Below are 20,947 nucleotides of genomic sequence, written 5' to 3' on the forward strand. Positions count from 1 at the left end.
GATAGACGGAAACGATTTGGTCTAAGAATGAATTTAATTGCTGGAATGGTGAATTGGATGCTCTTAAATTAACTTTCGCAAGAGATCTATTAAAAGAACAAATCCGGTTATGTTCATTAAAAGATGTTTTTACGCATATTGAGCAATGGAAATATCAGCATCGACATATTGAGTTTTGGGCTTTTCTGCATGCCGATCAGGTGATGCTGAAAACTCTGGATGAAATGCAAGATGACATTCAGCCGAGGCAAGAGAGCTGGCCTCCGGAAGATGCTTTATTAACCCTATGTTCTGAATTGACACGATTCTTCCCAAAGACAAATCCCTATTTGCAAAAATTGCTCGGTGTGTTTGTTAAACCAACCTGCTATGTAGACTGGTCATCCCGGATTTTTCCGACCCTGCGCCAGACCAAATTTAATGAAATGGAATATCAGCTTCCGGTTGAGCAAGGTTTGAAGTGTCTGGACGAGATTCTGCATGTTTTACGTAAACATCAGGTGCCGATGTTTTTCCCGATCGAGTTTCGTTATGTCAAAGGCGATGAGATCTGGCTAAGTCCTTTTTATCAGCGTGATTCGGTCTCCATTTCGATTCATCAATTTTATAAACAGGATTACCACGCGATCTTTGATCTGGTCGAGCCGATTTTACAGAAATATCAGGGGCGACCGCATTGGGGCAAGTTGCATAGCATGAGCGCTGCTTCGCTACGTGATCTCTACCCGAAATGGGATGATTTTTAAGATTACGTCAGCAACTGGATCCACAGCAAAAATGGCTGAATCCCTACCTAAAACAATTATTTTTATCTGGAAACTGAGGCTTGGGTGATGCAATCGAATTATTTTCAGCAACTGACACAAGACTTAAAACAGCAGGGAACTGGCACACCGCAACTGATTTTAGATTTAAAAACCTATCAACGTAATTTGGACTATGTACAGTCAAAATTGCCTCCGAAGTTAAAACCGCGTCTGGTGGTGAAGTCCTTAGCCAGCATTCAGCTACTCAAACTGGCCAGTGAAAAGCTGAATACCCAGCGCTTTATGCTGTTTCATTTACCCCATCTTTTAGAAATTATCAGCGCATTTGAACAGGTAGATATCTTGCTGGGTAAACCGTTGCCGATCCATGCGGTACAGCGCTTTTATCAAAATTTCCCTGATCAGCAGGCACTAAATGACCAAAGCAATATTCAATGGCTGATCGATGATATAGAACGTCTGCAGCAATATCTGCAACTCGCTCAAAACCTGAACATCTGCCTGAACGTAAATATTGAAATTGATGTGGGACTGCATCGTGGCGGCGTACAAACGCAGCAGCAATTTATAGCTTTGCTCAAATTGATTCAGCACAACGCGGCTTATCTCAAACTTTCGGGTCTAATGGGCTATGATGCACATGTCGCCAAACTGCCAAAAATTTTGAAAAGCCCAGAAAAAAGTTATCAGCAATCACAGCAGATTTATCAACAATACAAAACGATGATTCAGCAGCAATTTCCCAATTTATGGCATGAAGGTCTGTGTTTTAACGGCGGGGGCAGTCCGACCTTTATGCAGCATTGCCAGCAAAGTGTCTGTAATGATATGGCCTTTGGCTCGATGCTGCTTAAGCCCACTGATTTTGATCTGGAAAATTTATCCGCTTTAAGCTGTGCTTTATGGATTGCTGCGCCCATTTTAAAAGTGTTGCCTTATAGCCAGATTCCCGGTTTGGAACTACTAAATCATCTTCCACATCAATATAAAGCTGTATTTATTTACGGGGGCTATTGGCGAGCGGATTATATCTACCCTGAAAAAAGCCGACCGCATGTGTTGTATGGCCGCAGTAGTAATCAGGAGATGCTACAGGTGCCTATACAGTGCGATATTCATGTCGATGATTATGTGTTTATAAGACCGACACAAAGTGAAGCTATCATCCCGCAATTCGCTCAGCTTTATGCTTATACAGAAGGAAAGTTTCTCCAGTGGCAGACGTTCCGGGAATAACCACATTCTGAAATGAAAAATGAGCCTAAGCCTTTAACGATCAGTCACAGATTTGACGGTAAATCTTATTTTTATTGGGAAAAGGTTTAATCATGCGGCCAAGCCGTGTAAAATTCGAATCGATTTTATTTATCCACCGTTTTTATCTTTTGAGGCTGTGCCTCGATCATAATCTCGCGGTGATATGCTCCATGGTACGGGGCATCACTCCTTAAGGATTTCTTATGCCAATTATCACTTTGCCAAATGGCGATCAAAAACAGTTTGATCACGCCGTATCTGTGATGGACGTTGCACTTAGCATTGGTCCTGGTCTTGCAAAAAATACAGTTGCTGGTCGTGTCAACGATCGTTTGGTTGATGCGTCTGATCTCATCACTGAAGATGCAACACTACAAATTATCACGCCTAAAGACGAAGCCGGTGTCGAGATCATTCGCCATTCTTGCGCGCATTTGGTCGGTCATGCGGTTAAGCAACTGTTCCCAGAAGCAAAGATGGTCATTGGTCCGGTCATTGAGGAAGGTTTCTACTATGACATCTGGATGCCACGTCCGTTTACCTTAGACGACATGGCAGCGATTGAAGAGCGTATGAAAAAGCTCATCGATCAAGACTATGATGTTGTGAAAAAAATGACACCGCGTGATGAAGTGATTGCAGAATTCACAGCACGTGGCGAAGAATACAAATTACGCTTGATCGCAGACATGCCTGAAGAAACCCAAATGGGCTTGTACTACCATCAGGATTATTTGGATATGTGCCGTGGTCCGCACGTTCCAAATACTAAATTCTTAAAATCGTTCAAACTGACTAAAATCTCTGGTGCTTACTGGCGTGGTGATGCGAAGAATGAGCAGCTACAACGGATCTACGGTACAGCATGGGCAGACAAGAAACAGCTTGCTGCTTATGTAAAACGTATTGAGGAAGCTGAAAAACGCGATCACCGTAAAATTGGTAAAGCGCTTGATTTGTTCCATATGCAAGAAGAAGCACCGGGTATGGTGTTCTGGCATCCGAATGGCTGGACCATTTACCAAGTGCTTGAACAATACATGCGTAAAGTTCAGCAAGACAATGGCTACGAAGAAATTCGTACCCCACAGGTTGTAGATTTCACATTGTGGGAAAAATCAGGACATGCTGCCAACTATGCAGACAACATGTTCACCACACATTCTGAAAACCGTAACTATGCGGTGAAGCCAATGAACTGTCCTTGTCACGTACAGGTGTTCAATCAAGGCTTGAAGTCGTACCGTGATCTTCCTGTGCGTTTGGCAGAGTTCGGTTCATGTCACCGTAACGAGCCATCTGGTTCTTTACACGGCATTATGCGTGTACGTGGCTTTACTCAAGATGACGCGCATATTTTCTGTACCAAGGAACAGATTGGTCCTGAAGTTGCAGACTTTATCAAATTGACACTGGATGTATACAAAGATTTTGGCTTCGAAGAAGTACAAATGAAGTTGTCGACGCGTCCTGAAAAACGTGTGGGTGATGACAAGCTTTGGGATATGGCAGAAAAATCTTTGGCAGATGCTTTAGATGCTGCGGGTCTTGAGTGGGAGCTTCAACCAGGTGAGGGTGCATTCTACGGTCCGAAGATTGAATTCTCTCTGAAAGACTGCTTAGGTCGTGTCTGGCAGTGTGGTACCATTCAGTGTGACTTTAACTTGCCAGAGCGTCTAGACGCGTCTTATGTCACAGAAGATAACGACCGCGATCAGCCAGTAATGTTACATCGTGCAATTCTTGGCAGTTTTGAGCGTTTTATTGGTATACTGATCGAACACTACGCAGGCTTCATGCCACCTTGGTTGGCACCAATGCAAGCGTGTGTGATGAACATTACCGATTCTCAAGCTGAGGCATGTGAGTCAGTCGTCGCAAAACTTAAAGAAAACGGTATCCGTGCAATTTCTGACTTGAGAAATGAGAAAATCGGCTTTAAGATTCGTGAACGTACATTAGAGCGTATTCCTTACTTACTGGTACTTGGGGACCGTGAAGTAGAGGAAGGTACCGTAAACGTGCGTACCCGCTCAGGAACAAATTTGGGTACTATGTCAATCGATGCTTTCGTTGACCTAGTAAAAGCAGCCGTAGCCGAACGCGGCCGGTACATTGTGGAGTAACAGCGATTAAACAGCCTGACCGTAATCAACAGGGCGGTAACAAATCAAACCGTCCTGCCTTGAATGATGAAATTCGTGCGAAAGAAGTCCGTCTTGTAGACGAAAATGGTGAGCAAAAAGGGATTGTAAGCTTAGCTGACGCCCTACGCGCAGCAGAAAGTGTTGAACTTGATCTTGTTGAGATCGTAGCAAACGCTGAACCACCAGTATGTAAGATCATGGACTTCAACAAGCATTTGTTTGATCTTAAGCAAAAGCAGAAAGAAGCGAAGAAAAAACAACATCAAGTCCAGGTGAAAGAAATCAAGCTACGCCCGGGTACTGATGTTGGTGATTACAACGTAAAACTACGTGCAATCATCAAGTTCCTTGAAGAAGGTAACAAGGTGAAAATCACGCTTCGTTTCCGTGGTCGTGAAATGGCGCACCAACAGTTGGGTCTAGCTCAATTGCAAAAAATTGAAGCTGACGTGGCTGAATTCGGTACTGTTGAGCAGATGCCGAAAATGGAAGGCCGTCAAATGGGTATGCTACTTGGTCCTAAAAAGAAAAAGTAAGCACTCATTAAGCGAAAAAAGCCCTGCATATGCAGGGCTTTTTTTATGCTCTAAAATTCCACGCATTGTACATAGCTTGAATAATTTCCCTGGCTTGCTGGCGGGAAAACATCGATAGTTGGATCCGGAAAAACCCGAGGCAAATTTGATTCATCAGACCGGACTGATGCAATTTAAAATCCAAAGTGCCATCGCGTTGACTAATCACATGCGCTGGCATGTTATAGAGCCAGCTTTTGAGATGTGCTTTGAGAGAAGCATAGCGTGGATTCAGAAAGCTATACTGTACCGAATGTCGTTTTAAGCACAGGCTGATGCGGAAACCGGCCAAAGTATAATAAATAGCGTGTGAGGTTATTTTGAGTTTGGTTCCCAGCATAAACAGCGAAAGACCAAGAAAGCCGCTAATATAAATATAAAAGTCAGGAGACTCCTGCCATAAAAATAATAGTCCTTGGAAAAAACTGGAATTGCTACGCACACTGCTGAAATAAAAAATGCTGAATATTCCGATCGGATAACAAAACAGCAAATATCCCGTAGTGCGCATGATCGGGCTAGCTTGATGAAACAGGATGTTTTCTGGCGCAGTCATGGTTTATTTTTATGATCAGAAAGCGTATTGCCTCCATGAGCTTAGGTAATCTGTAGCCAAAAAGAAAGGCCCTTGCGGACCTTCCTTTGCGTACTTAATCAAGCTTATTCCACTGATTTTTCATCGTTTGCAATAAGCAGTTTATTGCCAATCGGGATTTGACGCGGCAATTTTTCTTCTGGAATAATGCGTTGCAAGTCGATGATCAATAAACCATTTTCATAATCTGCCTGCTGGACCTCAATATATTCATCCAGACGTAAAGACAATTTAAATGCACGTCGTGCAATGCCTTTGTGCAGGAATTCAATACTGTCATTGTTTTGATTTTCAGGCTTGCCTAAGATGGTCAGCAACTTATTTTCCAGACGAATGTCGAGTTCTTCCTGACGAAAACCCGCAGTTGCCACCACGATGCGGTAATTATTCTCACCATGCTTTTCGATATTATACGGTGGATAATTCGGTGCATCGCTTTGCATGGCATAGTCAATAAAGTCATTCAGACGATCGAAACCGATGCTACGACGAAATAATGGATGAAGATTTAAGTTACTCATGATTAGAACCTTCTCACTTAAGCAAAGTTATAAAAACAAGAAAATAAGATCTGTCATGTGAGACATCGACAGGGCATAAGATTGACGCAATCCTTATGCAGAAATAAATATGTGTTTGGGGCTGAAATTTTCAAGATCAAAAATAAAAAATTATATAAATTTTTAATAAGATTTTGATATTTATTGAAAAATAATTTTTAAATGCAGGCTTGTTGTTTCTTTCTAAATCCTCTATGTTGAGTACATCATCGCACAGCAAAGGTGCAGGGAGTATTAAAAAAAATGATCGATTTATATTATTGGGGCACCCCCAACGGCCATAAAATTAGTATTGCTCTAGAAGAAATGAGGCTGGAATATCAAATTATTCCCATCAATATTCTGGAAAATGACCAGTTTCAGTCCGATTTTCTGGCTATTTCTCCCAATAATAAAATCCCGGCAATTGTTGATCAGGATGGGCCAAATGGCCGCGCCATTTCAATTTTTGAGTCAGGTGCGATTTTGCAATATCTGGGTCGAAAAACAGGTCTGTTTTATCCAGATGATGAAGTGAAGCGTATTCAGGTTGAACAGTGGCTGATGTGGCAGATGGGCGGTCTGGGACCAATGCTCGGACAAAATCATCACTTTAGCCGTTTTGCACCTGAGCGGATTGCTTATGCCACAGATCGTTATGTCAATGAAAGCAAACGTTTGTATGGCGTGTTGAATAAACAACTGGTCGGGCAAAATTATGTTGCCGGCGAATATTCGATTGCAGATATGGCGATATTTCCGTGGTTATTACGGCATGACTGGCAGCAGATTAATCTGGAAGATTATCCTGAAGTTTCCAAATATATTGATCGCTTGAATGCTCGTCCTGCGGTTCAGAAAGCGCTGGCGATACAGGTCAGTTAAGCTGCAGCCTTTATGCTAAAATAGCCTTAAGCAAATAAAGCCACCCTTACGGTGGTTTTTTATTGGATGGATATATGAACGATTTTCTTCTGAACTTTACCAAGATTGTTGAAAGTAATACCCGGATTTACTGGAGCATTCTTTTCGGCATTGCTGCATGTTTAGTGCTGTATGTTGCTGAAATTGTGCATATCGATCAGGTAATCGCTGCCCTAAATACCAAAGATCAGCAGATTTTACGTGCTGCAATTGCACCGCTCAATGAGCAGTATAAGTGGGCGCGGATCATGGCGATGGTGACAGCAGTTGTTTGGTCCAGTTGGGAATACAGTAAAGCCAAGAAAAAAATGGGCTTGAGCCGTTAATGCTGTAATGAGCCTATTTTTACTATTTCTGTCGGCCTTGGGTGCAGCGACCTTATTGCCTTTACAGTCTGAAGCTGTGTTACTGGGGCTTTTAGTACAGAACAAGCAGCATGTAGTGCTGTTAATTGCCGTGGCCAGTCTGGGCAATATTCTGGGGTCCTGCGTCAACTGGTATCTGGGCCTCAAGATTGAGCATTATAAAAATAAAAAATGGTTTCCAGTTTCAAAAGACAAGATGCTTAAAGCGCAAGCGACCTATCAGAAATATGGTTACTGGTCTTTATTGCTGAGCTGGGTGCCTATCATTGGTGATCCGATTACCCTGATTGCGGGACTGCTAAAAGAAAACTTCGCCCGTTTTTTGCTCATCGTCAGCGTCGCCAAAATTGGACGTTATCTATTTGTCTATGCAGCCTTTGCCGTGTTCTAAGCCTGAAGCTATTTTCCTGATCCAGTCTTGCATACTATTTTCAGAGCGAAATCATTCTTTAAATTCGCTTATTGGGTGAAGATGCTTTTGTTTTAAACAAAGATGCTTTAGAATACTCGCTCCCTTACCTGCAGGTCGTTTTGTAATGGTGCAAACGAGCCGAACAGGTGTTCAAAAGAGGTTGTTATGCCTAAGATGAAAACTCGCCGTGGTGCAGCTAAACGCTTTAAAGCGACTGCTAACGGTTTTAAGCGTAAACAAGCGTTCAAACGCCACATTTTGACCAAAAAATCTGCTAAGCGTATTCGTCAATTGCGCGGCTGTGTAATGGTTCACGTAAGTGACGTTGCTTCAGTTCGTCGTATGTGCCCGTACATCTAAGGAGATTATAAATGGCTCGTGTAAAACGTGGTGTACAGGCTCATCGCCGTCACAAAAAAATTCTTGCTCGCGCTAAAGGTTACTATGGTGCTCGTTCACGCGTTTACCGCGTAGCGTTCCAGGCGGTAATCAAAGCTGGTCAATATGCTTACCGTGACCGTCGTCAGAAGAAACGTCAATTCCGCGCTTTGTGGATTGCACGTATCAACGCTGGTGCTCGTCAAAATGGTTTGTCGTACAGTCGTATGATCGCTGGCTTGAAAAAAGCTCAAGTGATTATCGACCGTCGCGTACTTGCTGACATCGCTATGCATGACGCAGTTGCGTTTGCTGCTTTAGCTTCTAAAGCTAAAGATGCATTGGCTGCATAAGTCTTTATGACTTGAAAAAAGACCGCCATTTGGTGGTCTTTTTTTATGCTTAAATAAAAGTAGTCATTTTAAATATTATTTAAAAATCAGTATTGTAAATCTTATATTTTTTAGTCATTGTGAAATTGAATAATTAAAAAACAAGGCTTAAAAATAATGATTCGACTTGCCACCCAACACGATGTCTTGCCGATTGCCCAAGTGCATGTACAAAGCTGGCATGAAAGCTATCAAAATATCATTAAACCAGAGATTCTCGATAAGTTGAGTGTAGAACAAAGAGCCGCTTTGTGGCGTTCTGTGCTTGAACAGGAGAATCGACGGGTATTTGTCTATGAAGAAAATGCTCAAGTTTTGGGTTTTGCTGCTTTTAATTTTCCGGTAGATGCACCAATCAGTGAATTGAGAGCACTTTATTTGCTTCAAAATATTCAAGGTCGCGGTATTGGACGTGATTTGGTTCAATTGGGTCTGGGTTTAAGTCGAGAAAAATCCTACCAGCATATGCAATGCAGCGTATTGAACCTGAATTCCAGTCGTTATTTTTATGAAAAGACCGGCGCCTATTTTATCAGTGAAGAAGATGCCAGCGATCTCGGCGAGAATCTTAAAGACTTATGTTATCAGTGGGACATTTAATTTTTGAATACTCTGGGCAAGCTGGCTCAACGTAGAAAAATCTAAAACCTGGAAGAAGACGATGGAAAATAAATCAGCCCTTACATTGTATGGCTGATTTATCCTTTTATCTCAATATATCCATCGGTCAATTAAAAGAGCATTTCCGGGCGATCAGCAAATAACAGCTTTGGCTCATTCCGACAATGCTGAAATTTTCAGGCAGCTGCTTGACCTTAATTCCATCATAGGTTGGATGATAAAAACCCATCGCAAAAATCGTCAGCATTATTTCAAGCTGATGGCTGCGCCTGAGTATCAACATATCTAATGGATTCGGCTGAATTCTGCTAGGAAAATTCAAACTTTTCTGGCGGAACTTTAAAGCCCGAAATAGTAGCCAATCAGACAGATAATCACAGTGATTACAATTAAGGTCAGCACATTTGCAGACGAACTGGATTTGCCTGGGTCCTGAGGTTTTTCTGCTTTAGAAATTTTTGGTGAACGATCTTCAGTACTCATACCGACAAATGGGTCAGGTGCAACTTTAGGTGTTAGCTGTGCAGTTTTATAGTGGTTGGCGACTTTGCTGATGAATTTAGCACTTAAATCATCAATTTTTTGCGAAAAATGTCGCAGATTGAGTTGCTGTTCCGGGCTGAGTACTTCGCCATCTGCACGATAGGGATGCTGGATTTTCGTTTGAATAAAGTCATTTAAGGCATCTAGGCGGTACAAAGTCTGGTGAGCATAATCCGCTGAATAGTCAGTGGGAATTAAGGCCAAATGACTTTCGCTATCGGCCTGAATGGCAGGCATGGTGCCGTAATAAGGCAAATTGGTATACGCCGGCTCGGTAAAATCTTGGGCAAGGCTACTTTCAAAGAGTTCATGATCGGTATAGGCCTGGATATCATCCCAGTTTGGCGCTTCTAGTTCCACATCAATGCGCTTGGCTAGTTTGGGATTTAATTCATAACACCAGAATGTTTCATGGCGTAAAGGGGACTGTTGTGATTTGGGCGCTTCGTAGTCATTGTCCGCGCTGTACCATTCAGGCAGTTCCTTGCCGATGATCCAGGCAGTTTTGGCTTTGGCGCCATGACTGACAATAAAATGTGCCAGTGGCAGTAGCTCGACATTGGCATTCGGATTTTTCTCATCAACCAGTAAATCAGAGCGATGTAAGCTAAGGCGACGCACGCCTTGTTTTTTTAGCCCTTCCAGCCAGATCTGGAAATGCTGGGCCAACAGATGTTGTGACATCAGATCCCGAAAGGCAAACTGATGCTGATTAAAAATGGAATGTTGAATCCAACGATTGAAACTCAGGTCCTGAGTCAAATACTCATTGCCGTAAGTGACCAGGGTCAGCTGCTGTTTCCAAATTTGATCGAGTGCCATAGTGATTTGATCTGATTGATATTGTGTTTATCTTATACTTTTTATATTTAATCATGCCAATCTAATTTTCCTTAAAACGCATCTTCATCAAAGTGTCTAAAAACTGTTAGAATGTGGGGTTTTTAAAATATTTTTTAACCTGTTGCTTTGAGAGTTACTATGTCACTGGAAGCCCTGACCACTGAAGCGCTCGCTGCGATTGCAGCAGCTCAAGACCTTGCTGCACTTGATCAAGTACGAGTGCAATTTACGGGGAAAAAAAGCCAGCTCGCGGAACAATCTAAGTCGCTTGGTAAAATGGATCCTGAAGAACGTAAAGTCTTCGGCGCACAAATCCATGCTGTACGTGAAACTATTACCGCTGCATTGACCTCACGTCAGGCAGAATTGCATAAAGCTGCCTTAGAACAAAAACTGGCAAGCGAAACCATTGATATTACTTTACCAGGTCGTGGCCAACAGGTGGGCAGTATCCATCCAGTGACCCAGGTGCAAGAGCGTATTTGCCAGTTCTTTACCAAGGCAGGTTTTACGGTTGCAACAGGTCCTGAAGTTGAAGATGACTATCACAACTTTGAAGCACTGAATATTCCGGGTCATCACCCGGCGCGTGCCATGCACGATACCTTCTATTTCGATGTGAACCATTTGCTGCGTACGCATACGTCTGGTGTGCAGATTCGTACCATGGAAACACAGCAGCCACCAATCCAGATCGTGTGTCCGGGCCGTGTTTACCGTTGTGATTCGGATCAAACCCACTCACCGATGTTTCATCAGATCGAAGGTTTATACGTGGCTGAAAATACCAGCTTCGCGGAACTTAAAGGTTTGCTGATTAACCTGCTGAACGAATTCTTCGAAAAAGATTTGAAAGTACGTTTCCGTCCATCTTATTTCCCGTTCACCGAGCCGAGTGCGGAAGTGGATATTATGGATGAACGCGGTCGCTGGTTAGAAGTATTGGGCTGCGGTATGGTGCATCCGAATGTGCTGCAAGCTGCTGGCATTGATCCTGAAAAATACAAAGGCTTTGCTTTTGGTCTGGGTGTTGAACGTTTTGCAATGCTTCGTTATGGCGTGAATGACTTACGTATGTTCTTCCAAAACGATGTGCGTTTCTTACGCCAGTTTGCTTAAAACTTTTTAATAATCCTCTCCTAACCTCTCCTTTTAAAAAGGAGAGGGACTCCGCGAAATAGATGGAGTCCTCCCCCTTTGGAAAATGGGGGGGCAGAGGGGGATTCTAGAGATTTGAATTACAGGTTTTATATCAATGAAAATTAGCGAAAATTGGCTACGCACATGGGTCAACCCAGCCATCGATAGCGAAAAACTTTCTGATCAATTGACCATGTTGGGTCTGGAAGTCGATGACTTATCTCCTGCAGCTAAACCCTTTACTGGTGTAGTGGTGGGGGAAGTCCTGACAGTAGAACAGCATCCGGATGCTGACCGTTTACGTGTGACCACTGTCAATATCGGTTCTGGTGAGCCTCTACAAATTGTATGTGGTGCGCCAAACGTACGTGCCGGCATGAAAGCGCCAGTTGCGATCATTGGTGCAGTACTGCCAGGTGATTTCAAAATCAAAAAAGGCAAGCTACGTGGTATCGAGTCACAAGGCATGCTGTGCGGCGCTTCAGAAATCGATCTGGAAGATAAAATCGACGGTCTTTTAGAGCTGCCTGCAGATGCACCAGTAGGTATGAACATTCGTGAATATCTGGATCTTGATGACAATGTGATTGACATCAGCATTACGCCTAACCGTGGGGACTGCTTCAGTATTCGCGGGATCGCGCGTGAAATTGGTGTGATCAACCAATTGCCAGTGACTGCCCCTGAAATTAAAGAAGTAGCTGCGACTATTAGCGACGAAAAGAAAGTCGTTGTGTCGACTGAAGGTTGCCCACGTTACTTGGGTCGTGTCATCAAGAACGTCAATACCAAGGCTGTGACTCCTGTATGGATGGAGCGTGCATTGGCGCGTTCAGGTATCCGTCAGCACAGCATTCTGGTCGATATTACCAACTATGTATTAATCGAGCTTGGTCAACCGCTACACGCATTTGATGGTGGTAAAGTGCAAGGCGCGGTACACGTACGTCAAGCGACGGAAGCTGAAAAGTTAGTTTTGCTCAATGAACAAGAAGTTGAACTCAACGAAAAAGTGATGGTGATTGCAGATGATGAAAAAGCATTGGCCATTGCCGGTATTATGGGCGGCTTGTCTTCAGCAGTCAGCGATGCAACCACTGAAATTTTCCTGGAATCAGCATTCTTCGCGCCATTGCATATTGCCGGTCGTGCACGTAGCTTTGGCATGCATACTGATGCTTCTCAGCGTTATGAACGTGGTGTCGATTTTGAATTGCCATTGATCGCTATGCACCGCGCATCACAATTGATTGCGGAACTTGCGGGCGGTGAGTTTGGACCAATTACAGTTGCCGAAAATGCAGCGTTATTGCCAACACGCGACGCAATTGAGTTGAATCAAGCACAAGTCGATCAACTGCTAGGCTATAGTGTTGACTCAGCGTTCATTACTGATGCTTTAAGCCGTTTAGGTTGTGAAGTTACAGTAAAAGCAGAAGGCGAGTGGTCAATGGTACCACCATCACATCGTTATGATATGGTGATCTATCAAGACTTGATTGAAGAAGTGGCACGTATTCACGGTTATGACAATATTCAAATCAGCCTGCCTGTGATTGATGTGAAGCTGGCGAAATACCAAGATCAGTTTGAATTGGGCCAACTCCGTCAAACCGCGGTAACTTTAGGTTACCAAGAAGCGATCAGCTTTAGCTTCGCAGACCTAAAGCTTGAAAAGCAACTTAATTCCAGTGTGAATCCATTAGTATTAGCCAATCCAATTTCAAGTGATTTGGCAGTGATGCGTTCAACCTTGCTATCTAGCCTTATTCCTTGTGTTCAGTACAATGTCAACCGCCAGCAAAGCCGTGTACGTTTCTTTGAGCTCGGTCTGCGTTTTGACTATCAAGAAGCCAGCAGCATCCATGATTTAAAACAGATTCCAACTTTTGCATTGATTGCGACTGGTTCACGTCATGCTGAATCTTGGCATGTGAAACCCGCTGCAATGGACTTCTTTGACTTTAAGGGTGATGTAGAAGAAATTTTGGCTGCTGGTCGTGTCAAAGTAGAATATGTGCGTTCAGAGCGTAGTTGGTTGCATCCAGGACAATCCGCAGAAATTCTCGTGAATGGTCAATCAATTGGTTACTTGGGGCGTTTACATCCCTCACTTGAAGACGAACTTGATCTGGCAACCACATGGGTAGCAGAATTGGATCAAGCGGCTGTTTTGCAAACTTATGTATCTAATTTTACAGAATTATCACGTTTTCCATCGGTTCGACGTGATATTGCGCTTTTAATTAGTGATAAGATTAATGTTAGCGAAATTCAGGGACTTATCGAAAAAACAGGCGGAGAGCTTTTAGACTCAACTTGGTTGTTCGATGTGTACACTGGACAAGGAGTAGAAGAAGGGAAACGCTCACTGGCATTTGCACTTCTCTGGCAGCATCCAAGCCGTACACTGGAAGATGCTGAAATTAAATCAGGTATGGATAATATCCTTCAAGTGTTAGAAAACACTTACCAAGCGACATTGAGGGCTTCATGACAGCACTAACTAAAGCAGAAATGGCTGATCATTTAAGTGAGCTCACGAGTTTAAACCGTCGTGAAGCAAAACAAATGGTTGAGTTGTTCTTCGATGAGATTAGCCAGGCGCTCATCTCAGGCGAGCAAGTAAAACTTTCGGGTTTTGGTAATTTCGAGTTGCGTGATAAGCGTCAACGTCCGGGCCGTAACCCGAAAACGGGTGAAGAGATTCCGATTTCTGCACGCCGTGTGGTCACCTTCCGTGCCGGACAGAAGTTCCGTCAACGTGTGGGAAATGAGCAGGTCAACTGATCTGCTTTTTTAAAAACTGGGATCAATATTGTTAAGTTCCAGTTTTTAAAATAAAAAAAGAGAGCCAAAGGCTCTCTTTTTTTTGTACTGAATAATCTAAAAGATTATTGAGCAGCAGCTTCAGAAGCAGCAGTAGCGTCAGCAGCAGCGTCAACAGCAACAGCAGCAGCAGCGTCAGCTTCAGCAACAGCAGCAGTTTCAGAAGCAGCAACTTCAGAAGTAGCTTCTACAGCAGCAGCATCAGCAGCAGCTTCAGCTTCAGATGCAGCTTCTACAGCTTCAGATGCAGCTTGGTTAGCGTCAGCAGCAGCGTCGTCAGCTTTTTTAGCACAACCAACGAAAGCTAGAGTAGTAGCAACTGCAGCAGCAATAGCGATTTTTTTGAATAACATGGCATCACTCTCTAAAAATTGAGATTAAAAAAAACCAAAGTTAGTCTGTTAAGTGCTTTTATTGTTCCTAATTGTGTTAGGGACTAACAACGCAGGAGCAGTCTAACTGGTCTGCAAATATGCTATCACTGCGCATTTTTAATTGCTACTGGCAATGATCAAAAAAGTACGGAAAAACGATAAAAAATAAGAAGTTTTTAACAGAAAATAACAATGGAATGAAAGATTTAGATTGGAGAAAGGCTTATTAAATACTTAAAAGTTATACAATTTTTAATCTGAATATTTTATTAATCAAAAACTTAAAAATAAGTTTACATAAATCAGGCTTCATTGTTTCATTCTGTAATTTATGTCAACCTAAAAAAGGCCACCGTTTAGATGACCTTTCATTTAAAATTTTAATTTGAAGCTTTGCGTTTCATCTGATCAAAGAAATCATCATTGGTCTTGGTTTCTTTCATACGATCCAGTAAGAATTCCATTGCCGCCAATTCGTCTTGAGTATGCAGCAGCTTACGCAGAATCCAGACTTTACGCAGATTGTCTTCTGACATCAGGCGTTCTTCACGACGAGTACCAGATTTCTTGATGTTCATTGCAGGGAACACGCGTTTTTCAGCAATACGACGATCAAGGGTAATTTCCTGGTTACCTGTACCTTTGAATTCTTCGTAAATCACTTCATCCATTTTACTACCGGTTTCAATCAGGGCAGTAGAAATGATGGTCAGTGAACCGCCTTCTTCGATATTACGTGCAGCACCGAAGAAACGTTTAGGGCGTTCTAAGGCATGTGCATCCACACCACCAGTCAGTACTTTGCCTGATGAAGGAATCACAGTGTTATAAGCACGTGCCAGACGGGTAATCGAGTCAAGCAAAATCACCACATCTTTCTTATGTTCAACCAGACGTTTTGCTTTTTCAATCACCATTTCAGCGACTTGAACGTGACGTGCAGGAGATTCATCAAAGGTAGAAGCCACGACTTCACCACGAACCGTACGCTCCATCTCAGTCACTTCTTCTGGACGCTCATCAATTAGAAGAACGATCAGAATAACTTCAGGATTATTGCGAACGATGGACTGTGCAATGCTTTGCAGCAGCATGGTTTTACCTGCTTTCGGCGGAGCCACAATAATTGAACGCTGGCCTTTACCAATCGGTGCAACTAAGTCGATCACACGGGTGGTTAAATCTTCAGTGGTGCCATTGCCCAACTCCATCACCAACTGTTCAGTCGGGAATAATGGCGTCAAGTTTTCAAACAGAATCTTGTTACGTGAATTTTCAGGTGTGTCGTAGTTAATTTGATTGACTTTAAGTAAAGCAAAATAACGTTCGCCTTCTTTCGGCGGGCGAATGGTGCCAGTAATGGTGTCGCCAGTACGGAGGTTAAAACGACGAATTTGAGAAGGGCTGACATAGATATCGTCAGGACCTGCTAAATAAGAACCTGCGGCTGAGCGTAAAAAGCCAAAACCATCTGACAAAATTTCTAGAACGCCATCACCAAAAATCTCTTCGCCATTCATTGCATGACGTTTTAAGATGGCAAAAATAATGTCTTGCTTACGGTTACGAGCCATACCTTCGAGGCCCATAAACTCGGCAATCTTGATGAGTTCGCCAATCGGTTTTTTCTTGAGTTCGGTTAAATTCATAGGTGGTCAGATAGAATCAAAGTTCTGAGGTACAGGTTAGAAAGGGAGTAACATTCGGCCGCATACCAGCATTCAAACGAAAGCAATTGAATTTGCAAAAGAACAATTCATAGATCTGTTTGAGTGTTTCAAAGAAAAATGTGGAAAACAATTTCTATTGCCGAGCGGCATCTTATGTAATGTGTCTTGTAAGAAATTGACAGGATTTAGGATCCTTTATCTCTTGAGTAGCGAATATAAGAGATAATGCCAGGTTTGTCAATTTATAGCCGAAAAAAATACGCGAGCATGAGTCGCGTATTTTTTACTAAAAATGCTGTGCTTAGATATTGTCATCAATAAATGCAGTCAGTTTAGATTTTGGTGCAGCACCGACTTGAGTCGCAACAACTTCACCATTTTTGAACATCAACAAAGCCGGGATGTTACGGATGTTGAAATTCACAGCAGTTTGTTCGCAAGAAGTTACATCAACTTTCACGATTTTAACTTTGCCTTGGTATTCATCAGCAAGCACTTCAAGTACGGGTGCAATTGCTTTACATGGTGCACACCAGCCTGCCCAAAAGTCCACCAGTACAGGAACGTCTGATTGAAGAACGTCTGCTTCGAAGTTTGCGTCAGTAGTGTTTACGATGTTGCCAGACATGGAATGTGCTCCAGATTAATATTTTAAAGATAACTAATTATTAGTATTACATAGCCATCTTTAACAATGTAGGGGAATCTGTAAATTTTCAATGCTTAATGTTATTTTGTCTAATGGATGATCACGATAGTGATGATCGTGTCTCACTATTATTCCCGATACAAAAAGAATAAGGCATTAAATTGTCGCCACAAATGGCTTTTAAATTGCATGCATGTGAATTACTCTAAGCACAATTCGTTAAAGGTTTATTTCTGGAATGTCTGACTTTTTGATTGATGAAGAATTACTTGCCGCCATCGATATGGGATCAAACAGCTTTCATTTGGCCATCGCCCGTGTAGATCATGGCGAAGTGAAGAAAGTGGCATCAATGTCAGAAAAAGTTCAGCTTGCCGCAGGACTAGACGAAAATAAAAATTTAACCGAAGCCGCACAGCAACGCGGTTTGGCCTGTCTGGCCCGTTTTGTAGGTCGTTTAGGTGCAGTTCAGCCGAACCGATTACGGATTGTGGCGACGAATGCGTTGCGTCAAGCCAAAAACGGCCATGAATTTATTCAGAAAGCCGCAGAAATTTTACCGAAACCGATCGAAATTATTGCCGGTCGTGAAGAAGCCCGTCTGATTTATCTGGGTGTATCGCATACCATGGCCAACAGTGGTCGTCGTCTGGTGGTTGATATCGGTGGCGGTTCAACCGAGCTGATTATCGGTGAAGAATTCGAGCCGATTCATACCGAATCAGTACAAATGGGCTGTGTAGCATTTACCAAAGCTTATTTTCAGGATGGGGAAATCAGTGCCAAAGCTTTTGATAAAGCGGTCACTGCGGCGCGTAAAGAAATTTCCGGAATTGCCAATACTTATAAAGAAGCCGGTTGGGATGCTGTTGTCGGCTCGAGTGGTACTATTAAAGCCTGCCGCCAGATTTGCGTTAATATGGGCTGGAGCAATGATCGCGAACAGTTGACGCGTGAAGGCCTGGAAAAGCTCAAAGATAAACTGCTTAAATATAAATATGTCTCGGACATGGAATTCGAAGGTCTGAAAGATGACCGTCGTGCCGTCTTACCTGCTGGTATTGCCATTCTCTATGCAGTTTTTGATGTGCTGGGAATTGATCATTTGGTCTATTCTGATGGTGCACTGCGTGAAGGCGTAATGTATGACTTGCTTGGCCGTTTCAAGCACGAAGATATCCGTGATCGTTCCGTACATGCCTTGATTGGTCGATATAATGCCGATGCCAAGCAGGCTGAACGTGTGGTTCAGACCGCACAGAAACTGTTTAATGACGTGGCCAGTGAACTCGGTTTGAGTATTGAAGATAGTGACCTGTTACGTCGTGCTGCCTATCTGCATGAGATTGGTTTGGCCATCAGTCACAGTGGCTATCATCGTCATGGTGCTTATTTATTACAACACTCGGATATTGCCGGTTTCTCGCAGGTTGATCAAAATCATTTGTCACATTTGGTCGCGCACCATCGTCGTAAATTGCGCGCTGATGCCAAGATTGATGTGATGAAAGTCGGTGGATCTAAACTTTTATGGTTATGTTTGCTGCTTCGTCTGTCGGTTTTGGTCAATCACAGTCGTAGCGATGAGATGCTTCCTGCCATTGAACTCAAGGTTGAAAATGCGCAACAATGGCAACTCAGCGTGTCTGGTGATGCCAAGCAATGGCCATTGCTGGTCGCTGAACTGCACGATGAACAGCAGCAATTTAAAAATTGGGAGATTGAACTCTCGATTCAATCCGAACAGTTTGTTAATTAATACCTTTATAGGGATGAAAACGGTTAACCTATGAAAAATAAAGCAACTCCATCAAAAGCATGGGCGACAGTGCAGATTGCACGTCATCCAGAACGTCCACAATTCCTGGACTATGTGGGTGAAATATTCACTGAATTTGATGCTTTACATGGTGACCGCCTATATGGTGATGATGGCGCGATGATCGGTGGTCTGGCTCGTTTCGATGGTCAACCGGTGATGATCGTTGGTCAGCATCGTGGTCGTAGCACCCGTGAAAAATTACAGCATAATTTTGGCATGAGTAACCCGGAAGGTTATCGTAAGGCACAGCGTCTGCTAGACATGGCAGAGCGTTTTAACCTGCCAGTCTTTACTTTTATTGACACTATGGGCGCTTATCCGGGTGTCGGTGCAGAAGAACGTGGTCAGGCTGAAGCGATTGCCACCAGTCTGGCTCAGCTTTCTAATTTGAAAGTACCTGTGATTGCAACTGTACTGGGTGAAGGCGGTTCAGGTGGTGCGCTGGGTATTGGGGTAGCAGACCGTGTGGTGATGCTCTCTCACAGTATTTATTCGGTGATTTCTCCGGAAGGCTGTGCCTCAATTCTCTGGAAAACTGCTGAAAAAGCTGAACAGGCCAGTGAAGCTTTGGCCCTGACTGCAGAAAAATTGCAGAAAATGGGTATTGTAGAATATGTGGTGGATGAAGGTGAGGGTGCTCATTTAAATCCGGATCAGGTCATGAACAGCTTGAAAGCAGTGCTGAAAGAAGCTTTGAATGAACTACAACCAATGGAAGCGCAAGCACGATGCGAAGCACGTTACCAACGTTTAATGAAGTTTGGCAGCGACAATTTAGGTCTGGTTTCTTAAAACAGCTGCAGGACTTTCCTGCAGAGACAAAATTTCTCATCGGATGCAGTGGCGGCGTAGATTCTATGCTGTTGCTGCATCTGATGTTTTTTTTATGCCCGGAAAAAGTCCGGGCAATTTATGTGGATCATCAGCTGCAAAGTATCAGTAGTGCATGGGGCACTTTTGTTCAGCAGCAGTGTCGGCAACTGAATATTCCCTGTATCATTCAGCCCGTCAATGTCGCCAGTGGCAATTTGGAACAGCAAGCGCGCAATTCACGTTATCAGGCCTATCTGCAACATTTACAAGCGGATGAAATGTTGGTGCTAGCACACCATCAACAAGATCAGGCGGAAACCCTAATGTTGCGTTTATTGTCTGGCGCCGGCGTTGATGGTTTAGCAGCCATGAAACAGATCGATATACGTGAGAATCTGACGATTTGGCGGCCACTACTGAATATTTCCCGTGAGCAGATTTGCCAATGGGCATCAGATCTGAATATTGAGAATATTGAAGATCCGACCAATGATGATACCCATTATGACCGGGCCTGGGCACGCCAGACCCTGTGGCCGCTATTAAGCCAACGTTATCCTAAAATGCAAGCTGCCTTGGTGCGAACCAGTGAGTTAATGCAGGATGCTCAAGACATTTTACAAGAAGTGCTGCAACAGGATTTAGCATCTTGTGGAACTGAAACGCAGCTCGACCTTGGTAAATTTCTACAGCTTTCAAAATCACGACAACGTCAATTACTCTCTGCCTGGATGAAAGGTAAAGAACAGTATCGTCCATCCTTAGATATGGTGGAGCGTTTGCAACGCGAAGTGATTTATGCCAAACAAGATGCTCAGGCGGCATTGCATTGGCAAGGCTTTTACTATGTACGCTATCAGCAGCAATTATATCGTCTGACCGCAGAGACTTATTTAGCTGATCAGCAACAAGTTCAAACTAGCCCGAAAACTATAAAATTTGCTTTAAAAGACAGCGTACAGGTTTTGTCAGGGAAATTTATCATCGCGCCTGCACAGCTCGGTTTATCTCCTGCATTGTTGCAGCAAACTTTGCATTTGCAGCAGCGGCAGGGTGGCGAAAAAATTCATTTATATGGCCGTGTCGGTACCTGGCCGCTGAAAAAAGCCATTCAGGAAGCGCAAATATTTCCCTGGGCTCGGCATACTATTCAAATATTAAGCACAGATAATGTTATGCTAGGCGTGTTTACCCCTAAAGGATTTTGGTTGGCCCAATCTGCATATTGTGAAGCAGGTGGATGGCTGCCGATGTCGGTTTCTTCAACTTTAGAACTCAACGATGAGCATTGA

At 43.3% G+C, this 20,947-nt stretch carries 21 protein-coding genes and 1 pseudogene; 16 read left to right on the forward strand and 6 right to left on the reverse strand.

Features of this window, described 5'->3' with window-relative positions; translation table 11 throughout:
- Positions 1–89 precede the first annotated feature (89 nt).
- The 4 genes and pseudogenes from NI462_RS12610 to infC all read left to right on the forward strand — a co-directional run.
- Positions 90–823 (forward strand): annotated as a pseudogene (locus tag NI462_RS12610) (D-arabinono-1,4-lactone oxidase); the annotation flags it as partial.
- Between the two features lie 10 nt (positions 824–833).
- The gene (locus tag NI462_RS12615; RefSeq protein ID WP_253160887.1) at positions 834–2,003 is read left to right on the forward strand and encodes an alanine racemase; all 1,170 of its coding nucleotides are present in this window, start codon (positions 834–836) and stop codon (positions 2,001–2,003) included.
- 224 nt (positions 2,004–2,227) lie between these two features.
- On the forward strand, positions 2,228–4,150 hold the full coding sequence (thrS, locus tag NI462_RS12620; protein WP_004278291.1) for a threonine--tRNA ligase: 1,923 nt from the start codon (positions 2,228–2,230) through the stop codon (positions 4,148–4,150).
- A 5-nt stretch (positions 4,151–4,155) separates the two neighbouring features.
- On the forward strand, positions 4,156–4,707 hold the full coding sequence (gene infC / locus NI462_RS12625; protein ID WP_071850398.1) for a translation initiation factor IF-3: 552 nt from the start codon (positions 4,156–4,158) through the stop codon (positions 4,705–4,707).
- A gap of 43 nt (positions 4,708–4,750) precedes the next feature.
- Here infC and NI462_RS12630 read toward each other — a convergent pair whose 3' ends face one another.
- Positions 4,751–5,302: a hypothetical protein gene (locus NI462_RS12630; RefSeq protein ID WP_253160890.1), complete on the reverse strand. Its 552-nt coding sequence runs from the start codon at positions 5,300–5,302 to the stop codon at positions 4,751–4,753.
- Positions 5,303–5,406: 104 nt separating this feature from the next.
- Positions 5,407–5,862: an Hsp20 family protein gene (locus NI462_RS12635; protein WP_004647520.1), complete on the reverse strand. Its 456-nt coding sequence runs from the start codon at positions 5,860–5,862 to the stop codon at positions 5,407–5,409.
- A 282-nt stretch (positions 5,863–6,144) separates the two neighbouring features.
- Between NI462_RS12635 and NI462_RS12640 the strand changes: the two genes are divergently transcribed.
- The 6 genes from NI462_RS12640 to NI462_RS12665 all read left to right on the forward strand — a co-directional run bounded on the left by NI462_RS12640 (position 6,145) and on the right by NI462_RS12665 (position 8,951).
- The gene (locus NI462_RS12640) at positions 6,145–6,765 is read left to right on the forward strand and encodes a glutathione S-transferase family protein (protein ID WP_004647522.1); all 621 of its coding nucleotides are present in this window, start codon (positions 6,145–6,147) and stop codon (positions 6,763–6,765) included.
- Positions 6,766–6,839: 74 nt separating this feature from the next.
- On the forward strand, positions 6,840–7,130 hold the full coding sequence (locus NI462_RS12645) for a hypothetical protein (RefSeq protein ID WP_004647523.1): 291 nt from the start codon (positions 6,840–6,842) through the stop codon (positions 7,128–7,130).
- A 7-nt stretch (positions 7,131–7,137) separates the two neighbouring features.
- On the forward strand, positions 7,138–7,560 hold the full coding sequence (locus NI462_RS12650) for a YqaA family protein (RefSeq protein ID WP_004647524.1): 423 nt from the start codon (positions 7,138–7,140) through the stop codon (positions 7,558–7,560).
- Positions 7,561–7,746: 186 nt separating this feature from the next.
- Positions 7,747–7,941, forward strand: coding sequence for a 50S ribosomal protein L35 (gene rpmI / locus NI462_RS12655; protein ID WP_004278281.1), 195 nt, complete (start codon positions 7,747–7,749; stop codon positions 7,939–7,941).
- 11 nt (positions 7,942–7,952) lie between these two features.
- Positions 7,953–8,312 carry a 50S ribosomal protein L20 gene (gene rplT / locus NI462_RS12660; protein ID WP_004647525.1) on the forward strand — a complete coding sequence of 120 codons (360 nt, stop codon included), beginning with the start codon at positions 7,953–7,955 and terminating at the stop codon, positions 8,310–8,312.
- Positions 8,313–8,468: 156 nt separating this feature from the next.
- Entirely contained in the window at positions 8,469–8,951 is a 483-nt protein-coding gene (locus NI462_RS12665; RefSeq protein WP_004647526.1) for a GNAT family N-acetyltransferase, read from the forward strand.
- A gap of 360 nt (positions 8,952–9,311) precedes the next feature.
- Here NI462_RS12665 and NI462_RS12670 read toward each other — a convergent pair whose 3' ends face one another.
- On the reverse strand, positions 9,312–10,337 hold the full coding sequence (locus NI462_RS12670; protein ID WP_253160892.1) for a hypothetical protein: 1,026 nt from the start codon (positions 10,335–10,337) through the stop codon (positions 9,312–9,314).
- A 159-nt stretch (positions 10,338–10,496) separates the two neighbouring features.
- Here NI462_RS12670 and pheS point away from each other — a divergent pair, with 159 nt between their 5' ends.
- The 3 genes from pheS to NI462_RS12685 all read left to right on the forward strand — a co-directional run bounded on the left by pheS (position 10,497) and on the right by NI462_RS12685 (position 14,288).
- The gene (gene pheS / locus NI462_RS12675) at positions 10,497–11,477 is read left to right on the forward strand and encodes a phenylalanine--tRNA ligase subunit alpha (protein WP_004278272.1); all 981 of its coding nucleotides are present in this window, start codon (positions 10,497–10,499) and stop codon (positions 11,475–11,477) included.
- A 136-nt stretch (positions 11,478–11,613) separates the two neighbouring features.
- On the forward strand, positions 11,614–13,995 hold the full coding sequence (gene pheT, locus NI462_RS12680) for a phenylalanine--tRNA ligase subunit beta (protein WP_253160894.1): 2,382 nt from the start codon (positions 11,614–11,616) through the stop codon (positions 13,993–13,995).
- Complete coding sequence (locus NI462_RS12685) at positions 13,992–14,288, forward strand: integration host factor subunit alpha (RefSeq protein ID WP_004278269.1); 297 nt, start codon at positions 13,992–13,994, stop codon at positions 14,286–14,288. Before pheT ends, NI462_RS12685 begins: the two co-directional genes overlap by 4 nt.
- Positions 14,289–14,392: 104 nt before the next feature.
- Here the strand turns inward: NI462_RS12685 and NI462_RS12690 are convergent, their stop codons facing one another.
- The 3 genes from NI462_RS12690 to trxA form a co-directional block, all read right to left on the reverse strand.
- Entirely contained in the window at positions 14,393–14,680 is a 288-nt protein-coding gene (locus NI462_RS12690) for a hypothetical protein (RefSeq protein WP_004647530.1), read from the reverse strand.
- A gap of 401 nt (positions 14,681–15,081) precedes the next feature.
- Positions 15,082–16,350, reverse strand: a complete 1,269-nt coding sequence (gene rho / locus NI462_RS12695; RefSeq protein ID WP_004278267.1) for a transcription termination factor Rho — start codon at positions 16,348–16,350, stop codon at positions 15,082–15,084.
- 322 nt (positions 16,351–16,672) lie between these two features.
- A complete protein-coding gene (trxA, locus tag NI462_RS12700) occupies positions 16,673–16,999 on the reverse strand; it encodes a thioredoxin (RefSeq protein ID WP_004278266.1) in 327 nt (108 codons plus the stop codon).
- 259 nt (positions 17,000–17,258) lie between these two features.
- Here trxA and ppx point away from each other — a divergent pair, with 259 nt between their 5' ends.
- Genes ppx through tilS form a run of 3 tightly spaced genes read left to right on the forward strand, consistent with a single transcriptional unit; the run spans position 17,259 to position 20,947 of the window.
- A complete protein-coding gene (ppx, locus tag NI462_RS12705) occupies positions 17,259–18,779 on the forward strand; it encodes an exopolyphosphatase (protein WP_216986553.1) in 1,521 nt (506 codons plus the stop codon).
- 30 nt (positions 18,780–18,809) lie between these two features.
- The gene (locus NI462_RS12710; RefSeq protein WP_004278263.1) at positions 18,810–19,634 is read left to right on the forward strand and encodes an acetyl-CoA carboxylase carboxyltransferase subunit alpha; all 825 of its coding nucleotides are present in this window, start codon (positions 18,810–18,812) and stop codon (positions 19,632–19,634) included.
- Positions 19,571–20,947, forward strand: coding sequence for a tRNA lysidine(34) synthetase TilS (tilS, locus tag NI462_RS12715; protein WP_253160897.1), 1,377 nt, complete (start codon positions 19,571–19,573; stop codon positions 20,945–20,947). Before NI462_RS12710 ends, tilS begins: the two co-directional genes overlap by 64 nt.

The organism is Acinetobacter lwoffii (assembly GCF_024129715.1).
Lineage (GTDB): Bacteria > Pseudomonadota > Gammaproteobacteria > Pseudomonadales > Moraxellaceae > Acinetobacter > Acinetobacter lwoffii_U.

What these genes read in the sequence shown, in the direction of transcription:
- NI462_RS12615 (WP_253160887.1), top strand. Translation starts at nt 834, where the DNA reads ATGCAATCGAATTATTTTCAGCAACTGACACAAGACTTAAAACAGCAG.
- thrS (WP_004278291.1), top strand. Translation starts at nt 2,228, where the DNA reads ATGCCAATTATCACTTTGCCAAATGGCGATCAAAAACAGTTTGATCAC.
- NI462_RS12630 (WP_253160890.1), bottom strand. Translation starts at nt 5,302, where the DNA reads ATGACTGCGCCAGAAAACATCCTGTTTCATCAAGCTAGCCCGATCATG.
- NI462_RS12635 (WP_004647520.1), bottom strand. Translation starts at nt 5,862, where the DNA reads ATGAGTAACTTAAATCTTCATCCATTATTTCGTCGTAGCATCGGTTTC.
- NI462_RS12640 (WP_004647522.1), top strand. Translation starts at nt 6,145, where the DNA reads ATGATCGATTTATATTATTGGGGCACCCCCAACGGCCATAAAATTAGT.
- NI462_RS12645 (WP_004647523.1), top strand. Translation starts at nt 6,840, where the DNA reads ATGAACGATTTTCTTCTGAACTTTACCAAGATTGTTGAAAGTAATACC.
- NI462_RS12650 (WP_004647524.1), top strand. Translation starts at nt 7,138, where the DNA reads ATGAGCCTATTTTTACTATTTCTGTCGGCCTTGGGTGCAGCGACCTTA.
- rpmI (WP_004278281.1), top strand. Translation starts at nt 7,747, where the DNA reads ATGCCTAAGATGAAAACTCGCCGTGGTGCAGCTAAACGCTTTAAAGCG.
- rplT (WP_004647525.1), top strand. Translation starts at nt 7,953, where the DNA reads ATGGCTCGTGTAAAACGTGGTGTACAGGCTCATCGCCGTCACAAAAAA.
- NI462_RS12665 (WP_004647526.1), top strand. Translation starts at nt 8,469, where the DNA reads ATGATTCGACTTGCCACCCAACACGATGTCTTGCCGATTGCCCAAGTG.
- NI462_RS12670 (WP_253160892.1), bottom strand. Translation starts at nt 10,337, where the DNA reads ATGGCACTCGATCAAATTTGGAAACAGCAGCTGACCCTGGTCACTTAC.
- pheS (WP_004278272.1), top strand. Translation starts at nt 10,497, where the DNA reads ATGTCACTGGAAGCCCTGACCACTGAAGCGCTCGCTGCGATTGCAGCA.
- pheT (WP_253160894.1), top strand. Translation starts at nt 11,614, where the DNA reads ATGAAAATTAGCGAAAATTGGCTACGCACATGGGTCAACCCAGCCATC.
- NI462_RS12685 (WP_004278269.1), top strand. Translation starts at nt 13,992, where the DNA reads ATGACAGCACTAACTAAAGCAGAAATGGCTGATCATTTAAGTGAGCTC.
- NI462_RS12690 (WP_004647530.1), bottom strand. Translation starts at nt 14,680, where the DNA reads ATGTTATTCAAAAAAATCGCTATTGCTGCTGCAGTTGCTACTACTCTA.
- rho (WP_004278267.1), bottom strand. Translation starts at nt 16,350, where the DNA reads ATGAATTTAACCGAACTCAAGAAAAAACCGATTGGCGAACTCATCAAG.
- trxA (WP_004278266.1), bottom strand. Translation starts at nt 16,999, where the DNA reads ATGTCTGGCAACATCGTAAACACTACTGACGCAAACTTCGAAGCAGAC.
- ppx (WP_216986553.1), top strand. Translation starts at nt 17,259, where the DNA reads ATGTCTGACTTTTTGATTGATGAAGAATTACTTGCCGCCATCGATATG.
- NI462_RS12710 (WP_004278263.1), top strand. Translation starts at nt 18,810, where the DNA reads ATGAAAAATAAAGCAACTCCATCAAAAGCATGGGCGACAGTGCAGATT.
- tilS (WP_253160897.1), top strand. Translation starts at nt 19,571, where the DNA reads ATGCGAAGCACGTTACCAACGTTTAATGAAGTTTGGCAGCGACAATTT.